The 20,188-nt window shown below is 63.0% G+C and carries 17 protein-coding genes and 2 pseudogenes; 14 read left to right on the top strand and 5 right to left on the bottom strand.

Annotated elements, in window-relative coordinates; genetic code table 11:
- The first annotated feature begins 111 nt into the window (after window positions 1-111).
- Together V1273_RS12105 and V1273_RS12100 are read left to right on the top strand one after the other, a co-directional pair.
- Complete coding sequence (locus V1273_RS12105) at window positions 112-1,761, top strand: glycosyltransferase family 39 protein (RefSeq protein WP_334367903.1); 1,650 nt, start codon at window positions 112-114, stop codon at window positions 1,759-1,761.
- 107 nt (window positions 1,762-1,868) lie between these two features.
- Window positions 1,869-2,852: an NAD-dependent epimerase/dehydratase family protein gene (locus tag V1273_RS12100; RefSeq protein WP_334409736.1), complete on the top strand. Its 984-nt coding sequence runs from the start codon at window positions 1,869-1,871 to the stop codon at window positions 2,850-2,852.
- 167 nt (window positions 2,853-3,019) lie between these two features.
- On the opposite strand, the pseudogene V1273_RS12095 reads toward V1273_RS12100, so the two are convergent.
- From V1273_RS12095 to V1273_RS12080, 4 genes and pseudogenes are all read right to left on the bottom strand, one after another.
- Window positions 3,020-3,549, bottom strand: a pseudogene (locus tag V1273_RS12095) (REP-associated tyrosine transposase).
- 51 nt (window positions 3,550-3,600) lie between these two features.
- Window positions 3,601-5,007, bottom strand: a complete 1,407-nt coding sequence (locus V1273_RS12090; protein ID WP_334409735.1) for a M20/M25/M40 family metallo-hydrolase — start codon at window positions 5,005-5,007, stop codon at window positions 3,601-3,603.
- A 6-nt stretch (window positions 5,008-5,013) separates the two neighbouring features.
- Window positions 5,014-6,333 carry a glycosyltransferase family 87 protein gene (locus V1273_RS12085; protein WP_442894148.1) on the bottom strand — a complete coding sequence of 440 codons (1,320 nt, stop codon included), beginning with the start codon at window positions 6,331-6,333 and terminating at the stop codon, window positions 5,014-5,016.
- A gap of 79 nt (window positions 6,334-6,412) precedes the next feature.
- The gene (locus tag V1273_RS12080) at window positions 6,413-8,032 is read right to left on the bottom strand and encodes a helicase HerA-like domain-containing protein (protein WP_334409733.1); all 1,620 of its coding nucleotides are present in this window, start codon (window positions 8,030-8,032) and stop codon (window positions 6,413-6,415) included.
- A 326-nt stretch (window positions 8,033-8,358) separates the two neighbouring features.
- Here V1273_RS12080 and V1273_RS12075 point away from each other — a divergent pair, with 326 nt between their 5' ends.
- The 9 genes and pseudogenes from V1273_RS12075 (at window position 8,359) to V1273_RS12035 (ending at window position 16,447) form a co-directional block, all read left to right on the top strand.
- Window positions 8,359-8,724, top strand: coding sequence for a hypothetical protein (locus tag V1273_RS12075; RefSeq protein ID WP_065744201.1), 366 nt, complete (start codon window positions 8,359-8,361; stop codon window positions 8,722-8,724).
- Between the two features lie 51 nt (window positions 8,725-8,775).
- A complete protein-coding gene (locus V1273_RS12070) occupies window positions 8,776-9,183 on the top strand; it encodes a DUF4332 domain-containing protein (RefSeq protein WP_057848113.1) in 408 nt (135 codons plus the stop codon).
- Window positions 9,184-9,272: 89 nt separating this feature from the next.
- Window positions 9,273-10,127 (top strand): dihydropteroate synthase, encoded by an 855-nt coding sequence (folP, locus tag V1273_RS12065; protein ID WP_442894147.1) that lies wholly within the window; start codon window positions 9,273-9,275, stop codon window positions 10,125-10,127.
- Window positions 10,124-10,495, top strand: coding sequence for a dihydroneopterin aldolase (gene folB, locus V1273_RS12060; RefSeq protein ID WP_334409731.1), 372 nt, complete (start codon window positions 10,124-10,126; stop codon window positions 10,493-10,495). Before folP ends, folB begins: the two co-directional genes overlap by 4 nt.
- Window position 10,496: 1 nt before the next feature.
- Entirely contained in the window at window positions 10,497-10,988 is a 492-nt protein-coding gene (gene folK, locus V1273_RS12055) for a 2-amino-4-hydroxy-6-hydroxymethyldihydropteridine diphosphokinase (RefSeq protein WP_334367896.1), read from the top strand.
- A 92-nt stretch (window positions 10,989-11,080) separates the two neighbouring features.
- Window positions 11,081-12,949, top strand: a complete 1,869-nt coding sequence (locus tag V1273_RS12050; RefSeq protein WP_442894082.1) for a methylmalonyl-CoA mutase family protein — start codon at window positions 11,081-11,083, stop codon at window positions 12,947-12,949.
- Entirely contained in the window at window positions 12,949-13,413 is a 465-nt protein-coding gene (locus V1273_RS12045) for a GFA family protein (protein ID WP_334384278.1), read from the top strand. The genes V1273_RS12050 and V1273_RS12045 overlap by 1 nt, the downstream gene beginning before the upstream one ends.
- Before the next feature lie 42 nt (window positions 13,414-13,455).
- Window positions 13,456-15,613 (top strand): annotated as a pseudogene (gene scpA / locus V1273_RS12040) (methylmalonyl-CoA mutase).
- Window positions 15,614-15,727: 114 nt separating this feature from the next.
- Window positions 15,728-16,447 (top strand): DUF3298 and DUF4163 domain-containing protein, encoded by a 720-nt coding sequence (locus V1273_RS12035; RefSeq protein ID WP_334412200.1) that lies wholly within the window; start codon window positions 15,728-15,730, stop codon window positions 16,445-16,447.
- Window positions 16,448-16,454: 7 nt separating this feature from the next.
- Here V1273_RS12035 and V1273_RS12030 read toward each other — a convergent pair whose 3' ends face one another.
- Window positions 16,455-16,925: an SRPBCC family protein gene (locus V1273_RS12030; protein WP_334367893.1), complete on the bottom strand. Its 471-nt coding sequence runs from the start codon at window positions 16,923-16,925 to the stop codon at window positions 16,455-16,457.
- A gap of 222 nt (window positions 16,926-17,147) precedes the next feature.
- Here V1273_RS12030 and V1273_RS12025 point away from each other — a divergent pair, with 222 nt between their 5' ends.
- From V1273_RS12025 to V1273_RS12015, 3 genes are read left to right on the top strand one after another with little or no spacing between them, the layout of a single operon-like run.
- A complete protein-coding gene (locus V1273_RS12025; protein ID WP_213285175.1) occupies window positions 17,148-18,143 on the top strand; it encodes a tripartite tricarboxylate transporter substrate binding protein in 996 nt (331 codons plus the stop codon).
- Window positions 18,144-18,185: 42 nt separating this feature from the next.
- Entirely contained in the window at window positions 18,186-18,671 is a 486-nt protein-coding gene (locus V1273_RS12020; protein ID WP_028348941.1) for a tripartite tricarboxylate transporter TctB family protein, read from the top strand.
- A gap of 3 nt (window positions 18,672-18,674) precedes the next feature.
- On the top strand, window positions 18,675-20,186 hold the full coding sequence (locus V1273_RS12015) for a tripartite tricarboxylate transporter permease (RefSeq protein WP_334382955.1): 1,512 nt from the start codon (window positions 18,675-18,677) through the stop codon (window positions 20,184-20,186).
- The last annotated feature ends 2 nt before the right edge of the window (window positions 20,187-20,188 follow it).

Raw genomic sequence — 20,188 nt, 5'->3', positions numbered from 1 at the left:
CGCCACAATTCCCAATTACTTGGTAATGGAACTGCGCTATATGGGTACCCGGGGAATGAGGCTCAAGAATATCCAAGCTGGGCCATAGGGGACTCTAGGTTACCAATCGCCATGTCATCCATTACAACTTCTGCTCTCGATACGCCTGCGCGGCGCTCGATGGAGCGGACCTGTGATGACCTCGCCATCTTCGCGTTGGCCGTTGTCACGCTCGTTGCTGGCCTGACCTTCCGCGACTATGGGCTGGGCTGGGACGACTACACGCACGCCGAATATGCCGATCTGCTGCTGCGGATGTACGGTTCCGGCTTCAAGGACACCGGCGCGCTGTCGTTCGCCAATCTCTACATGTATGGCGGTGGCTTCGACATGGCGGCCGCCCTGCTGCACAAGGTCATTCCGCTCGAATTGTTCGAAACGCGCCGCCTGCTCGGCGCCGTCGTCGGCCTGATCGGCCTTGCCGTGACCTGGCGGCTGGCGCGGCGTGTCGGCGGCCCGCTTGCCGGGCTCGCGACGCTGCTGCTGCTGGCGCTGTGCCCGACCTTTTACGGACACATGTTCATGAACCCGAAGGACGCGCCGTTTGCCGTCTCGATGGTGATCCTGATCCTGGGTCTGGTGCGCCTCGCCGAGGAGTATCCCGCGCCCTCACCGCGTACCATCCTGATCATAGGCCTCGGCGCCGGTCTCTCGATCGGCTGCCGGATTCTCGGTGGGCTGGCGGTAGTCTATGCAATGGTGGGCTTCGTCCCGCTGTTGATCGAGGACGTTCGCAAGCAAGGCCCGCGCGAGGCGATACGCCGCTTCGCCCATGTCGTGTACGTCCTGGTCCCGGGGCTCGTGTTCGGATACCTGATCATGGGCCTGGTGTGGCCGTGGTCGATCATGGAGCCTGGCCATCCGTTCCAGGCGCTGACCTATTTCTCGCATTTCTTCGAAAAGCCCTGGAAGGAAATGTTCGACGGCGCGCTGGTCTCGGTGCCCGACATGCCGTGGTCATATCTGCCGACGCTGTTCGCGCTGCAGCTTCCCGAGATATTGCTCGCGCTTCTGATTGGCGGTGTCGTCGGCACTTTCATGTCGCTGTCGCGCGCTGATATAGCTGCCCGCCGCAAGACCATCCTGTTGATGCTGACGCTGGCGGCGACACTGCCGCTGGTGATCGCGATGGTAAAGCGGCCGGCGCTCTACAACGGCATCCGGCATTTCATCTTCGTCGTCCCGCCGATGACGGTGCTTGCGGGCGTCGCGTTCGCCTGGGGAATGAAATGGCTGAAGCAAAATCGCCGCAGTTGGCAGCCCGCCGCGCTTGCGGTGTTCTCGTTCGGTTTGCTGCTGCCACTCAGCGAGATGATCCGCCTGCACCCTTATGAATACACTCATTTCAATCACATTGCCGGCACGGTTCGCGGCGCCGACAAGATGTTTATGCTGGATTACTGGGGGCTGGCGCTGAAGCAGGCTTCCGACGGCCTGCGCGAGGAGTTGGTCGAACGGCAGGAATTTCCTCCGCTGGGACGCAAGTGGAAGGTCGCGGTGTGCGGCCCGCAGCGTCCGGCGCAGGTGGCGCTCGGCCCGGACTTCACGATCGGCTGGGACAGCCAGTCGGCCGACTTCGCGATGACGCTGGGCGAGTTCTACTGCAAGGGCCTCACTGCGCCGGTCATGGTGGAAATCAAGCGCGACGACGTCGTGTTCGCGCGCGTCTACGACATCCGCGGCCGCGCCATCTCGACGCTGTTGGCTATTCCGGCGCCCTGATCCCGCATAACAGCCGCGCCCGGCCGCGCCTTGCTGCTGAGCTGGCGCAGGGCTACGCTCGCTCTCGAAAATCAACAATTCTCGAGCGTGCGAAAGGTTATGGCGGCGTGACCGTACTGGTGACCGGCAGTTCCGGCCATCTCGGCGAGGCGCTGATGCGTACGCTACAGGCGCAGCGGCGCAAGGCCGTCGGTATTGACGTTCTGCCCGGCGTGTTTACGCATCACGTAGGCTCGATCACTGACCGCGCTTTCGTGCGCCGTTGCATGAAGGGCGTGACGACCGTGCTGCACGCCGCGACGCTGCACAAGCCGCATGTGGCGACCCACAGCCGCCAGGAGTTTATCGACGTCAACATCACCGGCACGCTCTGTTTGCTCGAAGAAGCCATCGCAGCCGGCGTCACGACGCTCGTCTACACCAGCACCACAAGCGTCTTCGGCGAGGCGCTGGTGCCACCGCCGGGCGAGCCGGCGGCCTGGATCACCGAAGACGTCGCGGCCGTGCCGAAAAATATCTATGGCGTCACCAAGGCCGCCGCGGAGGATCTGTGCCAGCTCTTTGCGCGCAATCACGCGCTTCGCAACATCGTGCTGCGTACCTCGCGTTTCTTCCCTGAAGAGGATGACAATCGCGCGACACGCGAGGCCTACACCGACGCCAACATCAAGACCAACGAGTTCCTCTATCGGCGCGTCGATATCGAAGACGTGGTCAGCGCGCATCTGATGGCGGCCGACCGCGCGCCATCGGTCGGTTTCGCCAAATACATCATCAGCGCCACCACGCCATTCTCACCGAACGACACGGCGGAACTGCGCAGCGACGCGCCGCGTGTGGTCCGCCGTTACGTGCCGGAGTTTGAGGCCGAATTTGCGCGGCGCGGCTGGACGATGATTCCAGGCATCGATCGCGTCTACGTCAACGACCGCGCACGAGCCGAACTCGGCTGGCAACCGCGCCATGATTTCCGCGCGCTGATTGCGCGGCTGCGGGCCGGCGAGGATATCCGCAGTTCACTCGCGCGCGAGGTCGGCAGCAAGGGCTATCACGACCGCGTCTTTCGCGAGGGACCCTACCCGGTAGAGTGAGCGCGGCGAGAGTATCCGGTGGACAAGCCGCGCGGATCCGCTAAACTGCCTGTCACACACCCTCTACACGTCTCGGAATCAAACGCCGTCCAATCCCGGGCGGCGTTTTTATTTGATCCACTGTCGTAGGATGGGTAGAGCGCAGCGAAACCCATCACGTCGCCTCATCAAGACCTTCCGCCGAAATTCCCAGCCGCAATATCACCTGCCCAATCCTCGGGGTAAATTCCAAGCCTTACCATCCGATGAAACGACGAATGCGGCCAATCCCTGACTCGAGTTACAAAGCCGTGCTTTACCGGATTGATATGGATGTAGTCGATGTGACTCGCCAAATCGTCCTCATCGCGAATCGTATGTTCCCAATAGCGCCGTTGCCAGATGCCGCGTTCGCCCTTGGCGGCCGGCTGCGTGAGACAGCCTCGCCGGGCGGGATATTGCGTGAGAACGTCGACTTGATCAGCCGCCAACGCGTCGAAAAATCCCGATCACCATCGGGCAGCGTCCAGACCGCATGCAGATGATCTGGCAGAACGACCACCGCATCTATCGTGAACGGATGACGCTGGCGGATCTCACGAAATGCAGAGCGGAGGGCTTCGACGTATTCCGTCAGCAGCCTCAACCGCCGGTCGGCAAGATTGACTGTAAAGAAGAAACAACCACCGGGGATGAAATTGCGACGGTAGCTGGTCATCTTCACTTGCCCATGCGGCGAGGTGATGGGTTTCGCTTCGCTCTACCCATCCTACGCGGCTACTTCCTCCGCGAACGCGCCCAGGATCCGCGCCCAGGAGCGGATACCCTTGTGATAGCTCTTGAGGTCGTACTTCTCGTTCGGCGAATGGATGTTGTCGTCGTCGAGGCCGAAGCCGACCAGCACGGTGTCGAGGCCGAGCGTGCGCTTGAAATCGGCTACGATCGGGATCGAGGCGCCGGAGCCGATCAGCAGCGCTTCCTTGCCCCACTCGTCCGTCAGCGCGCGCTTGGCAGCCGCCAGCGGTTTCATGTTCCAGTCGAGCGCAATCGCCGGCGCGTTGGAATGGTCGGTGAACTCGGCCTTGCAATCGGCGGGCAGGCGCGCCCGGACATAGTCGCGGAAGGCTTTTCGGATCTTTTCCGGGTCTTGTCCCTCTACCAGCCGGAACGAAACTTTCGCGGAAGCTTCCGCCGGGATTACCGTTTTGGAGCCCTCGCCGGTGTAGCCGCCGATGATGCCGTTGATGTCGCAGGTCGGGCGCGAGGAAACCTGCTCGATCAGCAGGCGATCTTTTTCACCGGCCGGAATGGAAAGGCCGATCGGCTTCAGGAATGACTCCGGCGTGAGGTTCAGGTTCTTCCACTGCGCCAGGATGTCCGGCGGCAGGTCTTTTACGCCATCGTAGAATCCGGGAATGGTGATGTGGCCGTTCTCGTCATGCAGGCCGCCGAGAATGTTGGTCAGCACCCGGATCGGGTTGCGCGCGCCGCCGCCGAAAATGCCGGAATGCAGGTCGCGATTGGCCGCCTTGATCTTGACCTCGTCATAGACCAGCCCGCGCAGCGAAGTCGTGATCGCCGGCGTGTTCTGATCCCACATGCCGGTGTCGCAAACCAGCGCGAAGTCGGCCTTCAGATCAGCCTTGTTCGCTTCCAGGAACGGCACGAAGTTTTTCGATCCGATTTCCTCCTCGCCCTCGATGATGATGGTGATGTCGACCGGCAGCGCCCCCGTGACCTTCTTCCAGGCGCGGCAGGCCTCGACAAAAGTCATCAACTGGCCCTTGTCGTCCTCCGCGCCACGCGCGACGATGATCTTGCGGCCGTCAGCATGGTCGGTGACAACTGGCTCGAACGGTGGCCGGTGCCACAGATTCAGCGGATCGACCGGCTGCACATCGTAATGTCCGTAGAACAGAACGTGCGGCCGGCCGTCGCTGCTGCCATTGAGCTTGGCAACGATCGCGGGATGCCCCGCCGTCGGCCTCACCTCGGCCTTGAAGCCGAGTGTCGCGATATCCTTCGCCAGATGATCGGCGGCCGCCTTGCAATCACCGGCAAAAGCCGGATCGGCCGAGATCGACTTGATCCGCAACAGCGCGAACAGCCGCTCGAGACTCTTGTCGAAATCGGCGTCGATGTGATCGAGGACCGGCTGGATCTTGGCGTTGGACATGGCTTGTTATCCCTGGCTGTGAGCCTTGTTGTTAGCGTCAAGTTGTAGCTTGCCCGTGGGCTGAGGCAAGGCAACGTCTTCGGCAGGCGGACGCAATATGTGCCAGACCAGCCCCGCCGCGAGCAGGATGGTGGCGGCGAGATTGTTGCCATAGGCCTGCAGATCAACCGGGAACAGCGGCAGCGACAGGCACAGCAAGCCGCCCGCAATGGCAAGCAACGCCCAAGTTCCGGTTTTGACCGCCGGACGCGGATCGTAAGCGGCGCGGTGGACCAAAACAGTGATCGGGAAGAACAGCCACAGGAAGTAGTATTGCCGGGCCAGCGGCGAAGCGATCGTGATCAGGCAAAACAGGATGCCGATCTCTTCGGCATCCGACCGTTCCGTGCGGCGCGAGGCCTGCGGCATGACAGCGAGATAGCCGAGCCCGATCGCGAGCGAGATCGCCACTACGATCCAGTTCGCCGTCCTGAAATCGACGTCGATGATGTTCATCGTGCGCGCGGGTTTGGCCGGATTGTCCTGGTTGTAGTTGACCGGCCGCGTCAGCCGGTGTGTCACCGCGATGATCGACTGGTTGACCCACGACCAGTTCTGCGCGTCGCGCTGCCCGAACCCCTTCTCCGAACTCGAACCCACCATGCCCTGGTACCAGGTCCTCAGTTCCGTGAAATTGTGCTGGAAGCCGCGAAACGGCGCCGGCAGCACGAACAGAAACAGGCCGATGAAAACCAGCATGCTCGCGGCTGCCGCCCACTGTCTTCGCCACACCAGATAAGGCAACACCGCGACCGGAAACACCTTGATCGCGGTAGCGAGCGCAAACATGCTTCCTGCCATCCAGCCGCGGTGATCGCGCAGCAGCCAGAACCCGTAGAGCATCAGCGCCAGCAGCACGAGATTGGGCTGGCCGAGGTCGAACATGTCGAACACGAAGGTGACGGTGACGAAGCCGGGCAGTGCTTCCAGCCATGGCCCGGGCTTCTTCCCCGATCCCGCCATCGCGTGCGATAATTGCGCCGTTATCCACCATGCGACGATGTTGAGAAACGACAGGATGAGATAAAGCGGGATCTTGCCGAACCAGCTCGGGATCGCCAGCAGCACCGCCGACAGCGGCGGATAGATGAATTCGAAATTGGTGGCGGGGTCGTCAGGGTAGAGATTCTTGCCCTGCAGCACCTGCTGCCCCGCCCAGAACCAGAGCGGATAGTCCTTGGTCTTGCCGCTCCCCCAGATTTCCGGGACCAGCACGTCGGCCGTCAGCGCGACGCAACATACCAGAAACAGGATATCGAGCGGCCTTCGTAGCGACGGATATCTCAGCACACGCTCGTTCCGGATTCAGAGGAGATTACGTCGCAGCTCTTCACGCGAACCGACTACCATCTTCGCTCAAAAACTCCTATCGGCGCAGCAAGCCGCCGAGCGCGCCGCGCACCAGCGCGCGACCAACTGAACCGCCGAGCGATCCGCCGACCGACTTGCCGAGATCGGCGACGATGCCACCGACGACCTTATTGGTGACCGAACGGGTGACGTCTCGAGCGATGACTTGACCAGTCGTCAGCCTGCCGCGCCTGACGTTGGTGCCGAAGATCGTGCCGACGATCGAGCCGATCTGGCCGAGAATGCCGCCACCGCCACCATCCTGCCCCTCCGCAGGCGCCGCCGTCGTAGCTACCCGCTTCTGCAGCATCTCAAAAGCGGACACCCTGTCGATCGCGGTGTCGTATTTGCCTTTGACCGGGCTGTTGCCCATGATCGTCTTGCGCTCCTCCGGCGTGATCGGCCCGATCCGCGCCGTCGGCGGCCGGATCATGACGCGCTCGACCATGGTCGGCGTGCCGCCGCCTTCGAGGAATGACACCAGCGCCTCGCCTTTGCCGAGCTCCATGATGACGCGAGCGGTGTCGAGCTTGGGGTTCGGCCGGAAGGTCTGCGCCGCCGCGTTCACCGCCTTCTGGTCGCGCGGCGTGAAGGCGCGCAACGCGTGTTGCACGCGGTTGCCTAACTGCGCCAGCACCTTGTCCGGCACGTCGATCGGGTTTTGCGTGACGAAATAGACGCCGACGCCCTTGGAGCGGATCAGGCGGACCACCTGCTCGATCTTGTCGAGCAATGCCTTCGGCGCATCGTTGAACAACAGATGTGCCTCATCGAAGAAGAAGACCAGTTTCGGCTTCGGCAGGTCGCCGGCTTCCGGCAGCTCTTCGAACAGCTCCGACAGCATCCACAGCAGGAAGGTCGCGTAGAGCCTCGGGTTCTGCATCAGCTTGTCAGCGACCAGAATATTGACCATTCCCCGGCCGTCGCTGTCGGTCTTCATGAAGTCTTTCAGCAAAAGCGCCGGCTCTCCGAAAAATTTCGTTCCGCCCTGGTTTTCCAGCACCAGAAGCTGACGCTGAATTGTCCCGATCGTTGCCTTGCTGACATTGCCGAAGCTCTGCGCGGCCTTTCGGATCTCCGCGTGTTCATCCTCCTCGGCATCCGGCCCCCTTTTACCGCCGGCGGGCGCGATCGCATCCAGCAGCGACCGCAGATCCTTCATGTCGAGCAGAGGTAATCCGTTTTCATCCGCCACGCGGAATGCGACATTGAGGACGCCTTCCTGCACGTCGTTCAGGTCGAGCATTCGCGATAGCAACAGCGGCCCCATTTCCGTGACCGTGGCGCGCACCGGGTGACCCTGCTCGCCGAATACGTCCCAGAGCACCGTCGAGAACTGGTCGGGCTGGAATTTGAGGCCCATCTCGCCGGCGCGCTTAAGAATGAAGTCTTTTGCTTCACCGACTTCAGCAATTCCGGACAGATCGCCCTTGATATCGGCCGCGAACACGGGAACACCGGCGCGGGCAAAGCCCTCCGCCATCACCTGCAGCGACACGGTCTTGCCGGTGCCGGTCGCTCCGGTGACGAGGCCATGCCGATTGGCAAGCGCCAGCGTCAGCCAAGCCGTCTGTTCGCCCTTTCCGATGAAGATCTTCTCTTCGGTATCGGCCGTCTTGTTATCGGAAGTCACCATCGCATCGCCTCTTCGCGCGCCGGGGGATTTGGTTGGCGATCATATCGCATCCTGCCCGCCGATTGAAACCGTCGGCGGTAAATACGTGAGCATTCGCCCGCCTCTTCGTTCATGCTTCTCATGCTTTTTTCCAACCTTCGGCAGAAAAATCGAGAGCGCAGCGCAACAAGTCAGCGTAAATCCGGCCTTCACTCTTGCATTGCTGCAACACTCGCGACTCGATCTAGGTCTTCGCACGTGCGGATCGCTTGTATTTCAGATCGCAGGCGCTCAAGATAAATTTGCAAGTGGACGACCCGGTAAAGCCGGTTTGGGGACGGGGCAATATGGACGAACTGGTAGGGCGACTGGCCTCCAAGGCCGGTATCGATCGCGCTGTCGCTGAAAAAACCATCGGCATCGTTCTGGGTTTTCTCCGCAACGAGGGCCCCTCCGACAAGGTTCAGGCTCTGATCGACCAAATTCCGGGCGCCGAAGCTGCGATTGCGGCTTCCAGCAGCAATGGCGGCTTCGCGAAGCTGATGGGCGGAGGCTTGATGGCGGTTGGCACCAGGCTGATGGCGCTCGGTCTGGGCATGAGTGAAATTCAAAGCGTGGCGCGTGAACTTTTCAGGTTCGGTCGCGACAAAATCGGAGCAGATCAAATGGGCGAAATCATTTCAGGGACACCGGGCCTCAGCCAGTTTGCATAGCATCTTGGTGAACACATTCGGCCCGGGCACATTCTTTTTTCATCTGGTATCATGACTTATCCCCTTTCCGAGATCGACGGCTTGACCGCCTACTCTGCCTCGAAACTGAAATCGTTGGGCATTCGCACGACCGATGCGCTGCTGGAGGCCGCTCGCACCGTGAAAGGGCGCAAGTCGCTCGCAGCGAAGACCGGCATCAGCGAGCAGCAACTGCTGGAATGGGCCAATTTTTCCGACTACATGCGCATTCCCGGGATGGGCAAGGCCAAGGTGGGCCTGATGCGCGCCGCGGGCGTCACCACGGTACGCGAACTCGCCCATCGCAACCCGGCGCGACTCGCCCAGAACATGAAAGACGTGAACACGAAGTGCAAACTCGTCCGGGTTTTGCCCTCCGAACGATCAGTCGAGCAACTGATCGAGCAAGCGCGCAAGCTGCCGCCCAAAATCAGCTATTGAACATCAGCGACTGAACCGCCAGACCAGCCCCGCGGTGCCGGCCCTCACGCCTTGACTCGGCGGCGCGGACCGCGCAAAGCGACCGCATGATGGCAGCCAAGCCCAGACCTCCCGCTGCGTCCGGTCCGGCCGGTCAATCGGTGCTGCCTGCGCTGCTGTCCAGACCCTATCCGGCGGTGATGGGCGTACTGAATTTGACGCCGGATTCGTTCTCGGACGGCGGTCAATTCGCCGTCCCCGAGCGGGCGCTGGCCCAAGCCCGGCGGATGATCGCCGAGGGTGCCGACATCATCGACATCGGCGCGGAATCGACCCGGCCCTACGGATCGGAACCGATCTCGGCGGAAGAGGAATTGAAGCGCCTGCAGCCGATACTGTCCGATGTCGTCGCGCTCGGCATTCCCGTGTCGATCGACAGCATGAAGTCGGCCGTCGTCGCCTGGGCGCTCGATCAGGGTGCGACAATCGCCAACGATGTCTGGGGGCTGCAGCGCGATTCCGGCATGGCCGGGCTGGTCGCGGAGCGTGGTGCGCCCGTCATCGTGATGCATAACCGCGAGCGGGCCGATCCTGCTGTAGACATCATGCAGGATATCGCCGCTTTCTTTGCGCGCTCTCTCGACATCGCCGCGAAGGCGGGAATTTCATCCGACAAGATCGTGCTCGACCCCGGCATCGGCTTCGGCAAGACGCCCGAGCAGAGCATGACCGCGCTGGCGCGGCTCGGCGAGTTGCAGTCGCTCGGCCTTCCAGTATTGGTCGGCGCCTCGCGCAAGCGTTTCATCAGCACGGTGACGCCGTCGGAACCGCATCAACGCCTCGGCGGCTCGATTGCCGCGCATCTGCTGGCGGCCCAAAACGGGGCGCGGATCATCCGGGCGCATGACGTCGCCGAAACCGTACAGGCGCTGCGGGTGGCTGCGGCAATCAGGGAACGGCAATGAGCGATACGATTTTCATCACCGGCGTCGTCATCCACGCCCGCCACGGCGTGATGGAGCACGAGACCAAAGTCGGGCAACGGTTCGTGATCGATCTCGAACTCTCCGTCGACCTGTCAGAATCCTCGCACTCTGATCGCCTGTCCGACACAGTGTCTTATGCCAGCGTGGTCGAGACCGCTACCGCCGCGTTCACGAACACCAACTACAAGCTTTTGGAGCGTGCGGCCGGCGCCGTTTCCGACGCGATTTTCGCGGCGTTCCCACGCGCCCATGCGCTCAAGGTCACCGTGCACAAGCCGCATGCGCCGATCGCCGAGATCTTCGAGGATGTCGGCGTGGTACTCGTGCGCAAACGGCAATCGCCCTGACATGGCCGATGTGCTGATCGCGCTCGGCGGCAATGTCGGCGATGTCCGCGCGACGTTCAAAAAGGCCATCTCCAGTATTTGCGGCATGACCCAGGCAGCGCTGCTCGCGCGTTCCTCTGACTACATCACCCCGCCCTGGGGCGAGGAACACCAGGCGCCCTTCATCAACGCCTGCATCGAGATCGAAACCAGCCTCGATCCGCATGCGCTGCTCTTCACGCTGCACAAGATCGAGAAAAAGTTCGGCCGCGACCGCGCTCATGAGACACGCTGGGGTCCACGCACCCTCGACCTCGACCTGATCGCCTATGATGACGTCAGCCTCGACAGGCCGGAACTGACGCTGCCGCACCCGCGGGTTTTCGAGCGCGCCTTTGTGCTGGTGCCGCTGGTCGAGATCGTTCCCGACCGTGTCATTGCGGGACGCCGCGTGCGGGATGCGCTGGCACAATTGTCGACCGAGGGGATTGAGCGGTTACCCGACCTCGATTGAGCCCGAAAGACCCAAAACAACCGTTTGGCTTGGCGGCCGCCCCGTGGCAATTTCCGGCCAAATCAAGAGACGACCAGGGAATAATGGGCCGGATGACCGATAACGATGAGCTGACATTGGCCGCGGAGTTTCCGGCGGCGACCTACGAGGACTGGCGCAAGCTGGTCGACGGGGTGCTGAAAGGCGCACCGTTCGAGAAACTGGTCAGCAAGACGTCCGACGGGTTGAAAATCGATCCGATCTATCGCCGCGCGAAAGGCGCCGCGCCGGTCGCCGGTCGTGCCGCCGCCGTGCCCTGGCAGGTTATGCAGCAGATCGATCATCCCGACGCCAAAGCGGCCAACGCGCAGGCGCTGCACGATCTCGAAAACGGCGCCACCGGGCTGATACTGGTGTTCGCTGGCGCCAATGCCGCCCACGGGTTTGGATTGGACCCTTCGGCCGAAGCCGTCGAAGCGGTTCTCGACGGCATCTATCTCGACGCCGGCATCGGCATCGAGCTGCAGATCGGCCCGCAGTCGCGCATGGCGGCCATTCACGTCGCCGAATACATCAAACGCAAAGGACTTAATCCCGCGGCCTGCGATATCCGTTTCGGTCTCGACCCGCTGGGATCCTGTGCGGTGTCGGGCTCCAGTCCCCATAGCTGGGACGAAATCGTGCCCGCGGTTACCAGTGCGATCCAGGGCCTCACCGCCATGGGCTTTAAGGGTCCGTTCGCAGCGGCCGATGGACGGGTGATCCACGATGCCGGAGGATCGGAAGCGCAGGAGCTTGCATTCGTGCTCGCCTCCGGCGTCGCTTACCTGCGCGCGATCGAACAGGCCGGGATTACGCTCGAAGATGCGCAGGGCATGGTCTATGCACGGCTTGCCGCCGATGCCGATCAGTTTCTGACGCTGGCAAAATTCCGCGCGCTGCGGCTGTTGTGGGCGCGGATCGAGCAGGCCTGTGGCCTGACGCCCAAACCGCTGTTCATCGCCGCCGATACCGCCTGGCGCATGCTGACGCAGCGCGACCCTTATGTGAACATGCTGCGCGCGACGATGGCGACCTTCTCCGCCGGCCTCGGCGGCGCCAACGCCATCACCGTATTGCCGCACACGCTGGCGCTTGGGCTGCCTGATCCGTTCGCGCGGCGTGTCGCGCGCAACACGCAACTGGTGCTTTTGGAAGAATCCAATCTCGCCAAGGTGAGCGATCCGGCAGCGGGCTCCGGCGGCATCGAAACGCTGACGAGGCAGCTCTGCGAAGCTGCATGGTCGCTGTTCCAGGAAATCGAGAAGGCTGGTGGCATGTTCGCCGGCCTCGAACAAAACGTCATCCAGCGCAAGGTCGCCGCAACCCGCGCGGCGCGCGAGGCCAATATTGCCAAGCGCAGGGACGTGCTGACCGGCGCCAGCGAATTTCCGAACCTGCATGAGGACGAAATCGCTGTGCTGGAAGCTGCGCCGATCGTGCTGCCGCCGTATGGCGAGGCGAAGTACAAGTTCGATCCGCTGACGCCGATGCGGCTGGCCGCGCCGTTCGAGGCCCTGCGCGATAAATCGGACGAAAAGCTCAAGGCATCGGGCGCGCGGCCAAAGATCTTCCTCGCCAACCTCGGCACACCAGCCGCTTTCACGGCACGTGCGACCTTTGCCAAGAGCTTCTTCGAGACCGGCGGCATCGAGCCGATCGACACGCAAGGTTTTACTGATCCCGCGGCACTCGCTGCCGCATTCACGGCGTCCGGCGCGGCAATCGCCTGCCTGTGCTCATCCGACAAGGTCTATGCGGAACACGCGGCACCCGCCGCCAAGGCCCTTCAAGCGGCCGGCGCCAAGCATATCTATCTGGCAGGGCGGCCCGGCACACAGGAGGCCGCGCTGCGTTCCGCCGGCGTCGGCGATTTCATCTTTGCCGGCGGGGATGCGCTGGCGATGCTGCAAGCGGCCTGGCAGCGGATGGAGCGAGCATGATGGAAACCAACCACAAGACGGTCCTGACCGGCGGCTGCCAGTGCGGCGCCATCCGCTTTGCCGTGTCGAAAGTGCCGCCCAAGGTCAGCATCTGCCATTGCCGGATGTGCCAGAAGGCATCGGGCGCACCCTTCGCCTCCCTCGCCGATATCGAGCACGAGCATTTCACCTGGACCCGCGGTAAGCCGGCGTCGTTCCAGTCCTCCTCGATCGCCGAGCGCGATTTCTGCTCCTCCTGCGGCACGCCGCTGACCTACCGGTTGATCGGCGGCCCCCGGATCGAGATCATGACCGGCACGTTCGACCGCCCAGACCTGGTCGTGCCGACCCGGCAATATGGCACCGAATCCCGGCTCGGCTGGGTGGTCGGCATCGCCAACCTGCCGAGCCAGACAACGCAGCAGAATTACGGGCCGGAAAAGATGGCGACCATCGTCAGCCACCAGCATCCGGACCATGATTAGGGGTGGCGATCTCGGCCAGCCAGATATGGTATAATGGGTAACATGAGCCGCATACCGAACTTTGCGAATATCGCCTTTGAACCCACCGCGCCCGCGCAGCCCGCCGGCAGTGCCGAGCCGTGGCTGACGCCTGAGGGCATCCCCGTAAAGCCCACCTACAGCGAGGCCGATCTCGAAGGCATCGATTTCCTGGAGACGTGGCCGGGCGTCGCGCCCTACCTGCGCGGCCCCTACCCGACGATGTATGTCAACCAGCCCTGGACGATCAGGCAGTATGCCGGCTTCTCCACGGCGGAGGATTCCAACGCGTTCTATCGCCGTAACCTCGCCGCCGGGCAGAAGGGTCTTTCGGTCGCGTTCGACCTCGCTACCCACCGCGGCTACGATTCCGATCATCCGCGCGTCTCCGGCGACGTCGGCATGGCCGGCGTTGCGATCGATTCCATCTATGACATGCGCACGCTGTTTGCGGGCATTCCGCTTGACCAGATGAGCGTGTCGATGACAATGAACGGCGCGGTGCTGCCGATCCTCGCGCTGTTCGTGGCGGCCGCCGAGGAACAGGGCGTTCCGCCGGAAAAATTGTCAGGCACCATTCAGAACGACATTCTGAAAGAGTTCATGGTGCGCAACACCTACATCTATCCGCCGGCGCCCTCGATGCGGATCATCTCGGACATTTTTGCGTACACGTCGCAAAAGATGCCGAAGTACAATTCGATCTCGATCTCCGGCTATCACATGCAGGAAGCCGGAGCTACGCAGGATCTCGAGCTGGCCTACACGCTGGCCGACGGCGTCGAATATTTGCGCGCCGGGCTTGGCGGCGGGCCTCGACGTCGACCGCTTCGCGCCGCGGCTATCGTTCTTCTGGGCGATCGGCATGAATTTTTTCATGGAAGTCGCCAAGATGCGCGCCGCGCGGCTGCTGTGGGCAAAACTGTTGAAGCAGTTCAATCCGAAGGACCCGCGCTCGCTGTCGCTGCGCACGCATTGCCAGACCTCCGGCTGGTCGCTGACCGCGCAGGACGTCTTCAACAATGTGATGCGCACCACCATCGAGGCGATGGCGGCGACCCAAGGCCACACGCAGTCGCTGCACACCAACGCGCTCGACGAGGCGCTGGCGCTGCCGACGGATTTTTCAGCCCGCATCGCCCGCAACACGCAACTGTTCCTGCAGCAGGAGAGCGGCACCAACCGCATCATCGATCCCTGGGGCGGCTCCTATTACGTCGAGCGGCTAACGCGGGATCTCGCGGTGAAAGCCTGGGGCCACATCCAGGAAGTCGAAGCGCTTGGCGGCATGGCGAAGGCGATCGAGGCCGGCGTGCCCAAACTGCGGATCGAAGAAGCTTCCGCCAAAACGCAGGCGCGGATCGACGCCGGCAAGCAGGCCGTGATCGGCGTCAACAAGTACAAGCCGGTCAACGAGGCGCCGATCGACGTGCTCAAGGTGGAAAACTCCACCGTGCGGCGGCTGCAGATCGACAAGCTCAAGCGGTTGCGCTCTGAGCGCGACCAGAAGGAAGTCGATTCTGCGCTGGCCGCGCTGACGCGCAGCGCCGGCGAAGGCAACGGCAATCTCTTGGCGCTCGCGATCGATGCAGCGCGGGCGAAAGCCACCGTCGGCGAAATTTCGGACGCGATGGAAAAGGTGTTCGGGCGGCACCGCGCCGAGATCAAGTCCATCACCGGCGTCTACAAGCGGGAGGCGTCCGCCATGTCCAACCGGGTCGAAAAAGTGCAGGCGCTGATCGATGCGTTCGAGACTGCCGAGGGCCGCCGGCCTCGCATCCTCGTCGCCAAGATCGGCCAGGACGGCCACGACCGCGGCCAGAAGGTGATTGCGTCCGCCTTTGCCGATGTCGGCTTCGACGTCGATATCGGGCCGCTGTTTGCCACCGCCGACGAGGCAGCGCGGCAGGCAGTGGAGAACGACGTCCACATCCTCGGCGTCTCCTCGCTGGCGGCGGCCCATCTAACCGCCGTACCGGAACTGAAGGCCGCGCTGAAGAAGCACGGCCGCGAGGACATCATGATCATCATCGGCGGCGTGGTCCCGCCGCAGGATTATGACGCGCTCTATGCGGCCGGCGCCGAAGCGATCTTCCCGCCCGGCACCGTGATCTCGGACGCCGCCGAAGAGCTGATCCACAAGCTCAACGCCCGGCTCGGCCATAGCGAGGCGGCGGAATAGCCCTCCACCGGTTTAGGCTCTTCCAAAGGATAGCCCTTGCGCGGCATTGCACTCCTCACGCTCACCCGGACAATTGGTTTGGCGGGCGCCCTCGCATGTACGGCGGCGCTGGGCATGGCGGTTGCCGCCGAGCCCAAGCCGGACTTTTCCATCAAGACCAAATGGGTCGAAGCCAGCGTCTTTCTCGACGCGAAGATCAAGGCCGATCCGGCGCTGGCGGCGAACTGCCTGGCTGAGGGAAAGGCATGGGCCACCAAGAACCGCGCCGATGCCGACAAGGAACGCAAGCAGGATCCGGACCTGTTCCGCAACGCGTGGTCGTATGAACGGAAATACGACACGCGCTCGGTGGTCGATGGCCGCTATGTCAGCATCGTCAGGGCCGATTACGAATATACCGGCGGCGCACACCCCAACGGCGCGTCCGACACCATCCTGTGGGACAAGTCAGCGGGCAAGCGCATCAGCATCCGTCCGTTCTTCACCGAAACGGCTGACAACGGCCCGACGCTGAAAGCGATGCGGCAAGGCGTCATTGCCTCTCTCACGGCCGAGAAAAAGAAACGCGGCGCGGAAGGCACGGACGTCAGCGCCATCGAAAGCATCGAGCCAAAGCTTCTCAAGATCGGCCCGATCGCACTGGCGCCATCGACCGAGGAAGGCAAGAGCTCCGGCCTGAACTTTTACTACGCACCTTACGCGGTCGGCTCCTATGCCGAAGGCGAGTATGTCGCCTTCGTGCCCTGGGAGACGTTGAAGCCATATCTGACGCCGGAGGGCGCCAGGATTTTCGGCGGCGCGCGACCGAAGAAAGACGAAGACCGGCCGCAATGATTGATTATCAAGCAGCAAGGCGGGCGAGCGACCGTTCGAGCGAATGCGTCCAATCCGGAATCCATGACTGGAACAGCGCTTGCCAGCGATCGGCATCCTGCGGCGCGCTGTCGAGCTTCACCGACCATTCGATGAAGGTCCGGTTGCCCTCGACGACCGGAAGCAGGTGCATCGTTCCCTCATAGCGCGTCGGCCCGGTCGCGTCCGGCGCCAACCCGGCCGGAAACGGCAGCGGCTCGATGCCTGCATAGGTCAGCGAATGCGCTTGATCGGAGTGAGCGGCGAGTTGCTGCCTGATCCAGTTGCCGAGATAGCAGAAGCGTCTGACCGCGCCGATTTCGTCGCCGCCCTTGTCATCCTCGATCACGCTCTCACTGACCCCTTCGATATACGCCGGATAATTGTTGAAATCCCGGATCAGGGCCCACACGGTTTCCATGGGATGGTCCAGCACGGTGCTGTAATAGGCTGTCGTCATGGCTCTCTCTTCGTAAGCGATCGCGGCGCGATGACTGGGGCCGCAGATGGATACCTATTTCGGGTGGCCCGATCCCCGCCACCCGATTTCCGGATGTGGCGAGATGCCACCCGGCGCCGACCCCCATCATTCGCCAATGCCTTGCGACCCCAACACAAAGCCGCCTAGAATGTCTCATCACAAGAGCGCCCGGCATCACGGACGCCGCAGGGAGAACCATCAATGTCCAAAAAGATCACGCGCCGCGCCTTCGCGGCTTCATCCGTTGCTGCCGCGGCTGTCGCAGGCTTCGGTTTCAAGCCGGCTTTGGCGCAGGCCTATCCGGCCCGGCCGGTGACCGTGATCGTGCCCTGGGGTGCCGGCGGCGGCACCGACGCGACCGCCCGCATTGTCGCGGCGCTGTTGGAAAAGGACCTCGGCCAGCCGTTCAACGTGGTCAACCGCACCGGCGGCTCCGGTGTGGTCGGCCATTCCGCGATCGCGACCGCACAGCCCGACGGCTACACCATCGGCATGCTGACGGTGGAAATCTCGATGATGCACTGGCAGGGGCTCACTGAACTGGCGCCCAAGAGCTACACGCCGCTGGCGTTGATGAACGAGGATCCGCCCGGCATCCAGGTCAGTTCCACCTCGCCCTACAAGACCGTGAAGGAACTGGCGGATGCGATCAAGGCCGCCCCTGCCGGCAAGTTCAAGGCCTCCGGCACTGGCCAGGGCGGCATTTGGCATCTCGCACTGGTCGGCTGGATGCAGGCGATGGGACTTGCCCCCAATCACGTGGCCTGGGTGCCGTCGAACGGCGCCGCGCCCGCGATGCAGGATCTGGCTGCCGGCGGTCTCGACCTCACCACCTGCTCGGTGCCGGAAGCCCGCGCGATCATCGAGGCCGGCAAGGCGCGCAGCCTCGCCGTCATGGCTACAGCCCGCAATCCTGCATTCCCGGACGTGCCAACGCTGAAGGAAGCCATGGGCATCGACTATTCGACCGGCGCCTGGCGCGGCATTGCCGGCCCCAAGGGTCTGCCGGCCGACGTGGCGACGAAACTCACCGCGTCGCTGAAGAAGGTCTACGACTCCAAGGAGTTCAAGGACTTTATGAGCAATCGCGGCTTTGGAACGGTGTGGGGCGATGCGGCCCAGTTCGCCGCATTCATGGAGAAGGGCGACGCCCAGATGGGCGTGGCGATGAAGGCCGCCGGTCTCTCCAAGGCCTGATCTTGATCGGCTGACATCGCCCGATATCCGCGGAGCCAGTTCATGCGTCTACCCGATCGCGTCACGGGATTGTTTCTCGTTGGCCTCGGCGCGGCTGCCGCGTATGGCGGCTGGCAGTTGCCGCCGGTGCCCGGCCAGCCGGTCGGGCCCAACGTCTTTCCGCTGGTGATTGGCACCGGTCTCGCGCTGTGCGGGCTCGCGATCGCGTTCGGGATTGGCCGCAGCTTCGAGGAAGAAGAACACCTTATTCCGGTCGAGGGCGGCCAACCGCCGCCTCCAACCGGCAAGCTCTATGGCCTGCGCGCTTTGCTCCCGCCGGCGCTGTTGCTGTTCTACGTGTTTATCGCCGACCGGCTCGGCTTCATCCTCACGGCAGCGATGATCGTCTACGTGACCTCGACGGCGCTCGGCGCCCGCTGGAAGGTTGCGTTGCCGCTCGCGCTGCTGGCGCCGATCGGCATCCACCTGATTTTCTCAAAATTGCTGCGCGTGCCGCTTCCGCCCGGCGTTTTGCCGATGCCCTGGTGATCGATGCTCAACACCCTCGCCCAAGCGCTTGCGCTCATCTCTACCTGGGAAGTCATCATCGCGATGCTCGCGGCATCGGTCTATGGCCTCGTCATCGGATCGCTGCCGGGGCTATCCGCGACCATGGCGACCGCGCTGCTGGTCCCCGTCACCTTCTATCTGTCACCGATCGCCGCAATCGCCACCATCGTCGCCGCATCCACGATGGCGATCTTCGCCGGTGACATCCCCGGCGCGCTGCTGCGCATTCCCGGCACGCCCGCCTCGGCGGCTTACGCAGACGAAGCCTATGCGATGACGCGCAAGGGCGAGGCCGAGCTCGCGCTCGGCGCCGGTGTCTGGTTCTCCGCCGTGGGCGGCATCGCAGGCACGCTGTCGCTGATGATCCTGGCGCCGCCGCTGGCCGAGATCGCGCTGTCGTTCTCGACCTTCGAATATTTCTGGCTCGCTTTCCTCGGCCTGATGTGCGCCACGCTGGTCGCGCGGTCTTCCCCGGTGAAGGCGATCGCCAGCATGTTCATCGGCTTGCTCGTCGCCTGCATCGGCATCGAAAACCCCGGCGGCGTGCCGCGCTTCACGTTTGGGATGACCAATCTGTTCGGCGGCATCGAACCGATTCCGGCGCTGGTCGGCGTATTCGCGGTGGCGCAGGTCATGCGCGCGATGCTCACGCCCGAGCCGCCGCCAATCCCGCGGCGCAGGTTCGGAAGCATCTTGGCGGGCCAATGGAAGCTCACCAAAAAGTACAACTGGCAGATGACGCGCGGGAACATCATCGGCATCATCATCGGCGTGCTGCCGGGCGCCGGCGCCGACATGGCCGCCTGGGTCAGCTACGCCATGTCCAAACGCTTTTCGAAGGAACCGGAGAAATTCGGAACCGGCCACGTCGAGGGCCTGGTCGAAGCCGGCGCCAGCAACAATGCCAGCATCGCCTCGGGCTGGGTGCCTTCGCTGCTGTTCGGCATTCCCGGCGACACCATCGCGGCCATCGCGATCGGCGTGCTTTACATGAAGGGGCTCAACCCCGGCCCGACGCTGTTCACCGAAAAAGCGTCGAGCATGTATGCGATCTACCTGATGTTCATCATCGCCAACATCATCATGATCCCGCTCGGCATCATCATGATCCGGCTCGCAAGCCTCGTGCTGCGCGCGCCGCGCTCCACGGTGATGCCGGTGATCATGTTGTGCTGCGCCGTCGGCTCCTTCGCCATCGGCAACAACATATTCGGCGTCGTTATCGTCGCAACCTTTGGCGTCATCGGTTACGTCATGGAAGAAAACGGCTATCCGGTCGCTGCCATGGTGCTCGGCATCGTCATGGGCACCATGATCGAGCAGAGTTTTGTGACCTCGCTGATCAAGTCCGACGGCAGCGTGCTGCCGTTCTTCGAGCGGCCGATCGCCGCGATCCTCGCCGCCATGGCGATCGGCGCGCTGATCTGGCCGGTGCTGGTCTGGGTATGGCGGAAGCTCAAACGCAGCCCCGTCCCTGCCACGTCGGCGCGCTGAAG

Source organism: Bradyrhizobium sp. AZCC 1721 (assembly GCF_036924715.1).
Taxonomy (GTDB): Bacteria; Pseudomonadota; Alphaproteobacteria; order Rhizobiales; family Xanthobacteraceae; genus Bradyrhizobium.
Note: the sequence above shows the minus strand (reverse complement) of the source record. Positions and strands in the feature narration are given on the sequence as shown.

Excerpts from the sequence above, each read along its gene's own strand:
- V1273_RS12105 (WP_334367903.1), top strand. The coding sequence starts at position 112 with ATGTCATCCATTACAACTTCTGCTCTCGATACGCCTGCGCGGCGCTCG.
- V1273_RS12090 (WP_334409735.1), bottom strand. The coding sequence starts at position 5,007 with ATGTCCAACGCCAAGATCCAGCCGGTCCTCGATCACATCGACGCCGAT.
- V1273_RS12080 (WP_334409733.1), bottom strand. The coding sequence starts at position 8,032 with ATGGTGACTTCCGATAACAAGACGGCCGATACCGAAGAGAAGATCTTC.
- V1273_RS12075 (WP_065744201.1), top strand. The coding sequence starts at position 8,359 with ATGGACGAACTGGTAGGGCGACTGGCCTCCAAGGCCGGTATCGATCGC.
- V1273_RS12070 (WP_057848113.1), top strand. The coding sequence starts at position 8,776 with ATGACTTATCCCCTTTCCGAGATCGACGGCTTGACCGCCTACTCTGCC.
- folP (WP_442894147.1), top strand. The coding sequence starts at position 9,273 with ATGGCAGCCAAGCCCAGACCTCCCGCTGCGTCCGGTCCGGCCGGTCAA.
- folB (WP_334409731.1), top strand. The coding sequence starts at position 10,124 with ATGAGCGATACGATTTTCATCACCGGCGTCGTCATCCACGCCCGCCAC.
- folK (WP_334367896.1), top strand. The coding sequence starts at position 10,497 with ATGGCCGATGTGCTGATCGCGCTCGGCGGCAATGTCGGCGATGTCCGC.
- V1273_RS12050 (WP_442894082.1), top strand. The coding sequence starts at position 11,081 with ATGACCGATAACGATGAGCTGACATTGGCCGCGGAGTTTCCGGCGGCG.
- V1273_RS12045 (WP_334384278.1), top strand. The coding sequence starts at position 12,949 with ATGGAAACCAACCACAAGACGGTCCTGACCGGCGGCTGCCAGTGCGGC.
- V1273_RS12035 (WP_334412200.1), top strand. The coding sequence starts at position 15,728 with ATGGCGGTTGCCGCCGAGCCCAAGCCGGACTTTTCCATCAAGACCAAA.
- V1273_RS12030 (WP_334367893.1), bottom strand. The coding sequence starts at position 16,925 with ATGACGACAGCCTATTACAGCACCGTGCTGGACCATCCCATGGAAACC.
- V1273_RS12025 (WP_213285175.1), top strand. The coding sequence starts at position 17,148 with ATGTCCAAAAAGATCACGCGCCGCGCCTTCGCGGCTTCATCCGTTGCT.
- V1273_RS12020 (WP_028348941.1), top strand. The coding sequence starts at position 18,186 with ATGCGTCTACCCGATCGCGTCACGGGATTGTTTCTCGTTGGCCTCGGC.
- V1273_RS12015 (WP_334382955.1), top strand. The coding sequence starts at position 18,675 with ATGCTCAACACCCTCGCCCAAGCGCTTGCGCTCATCTCTACCTGGGAA.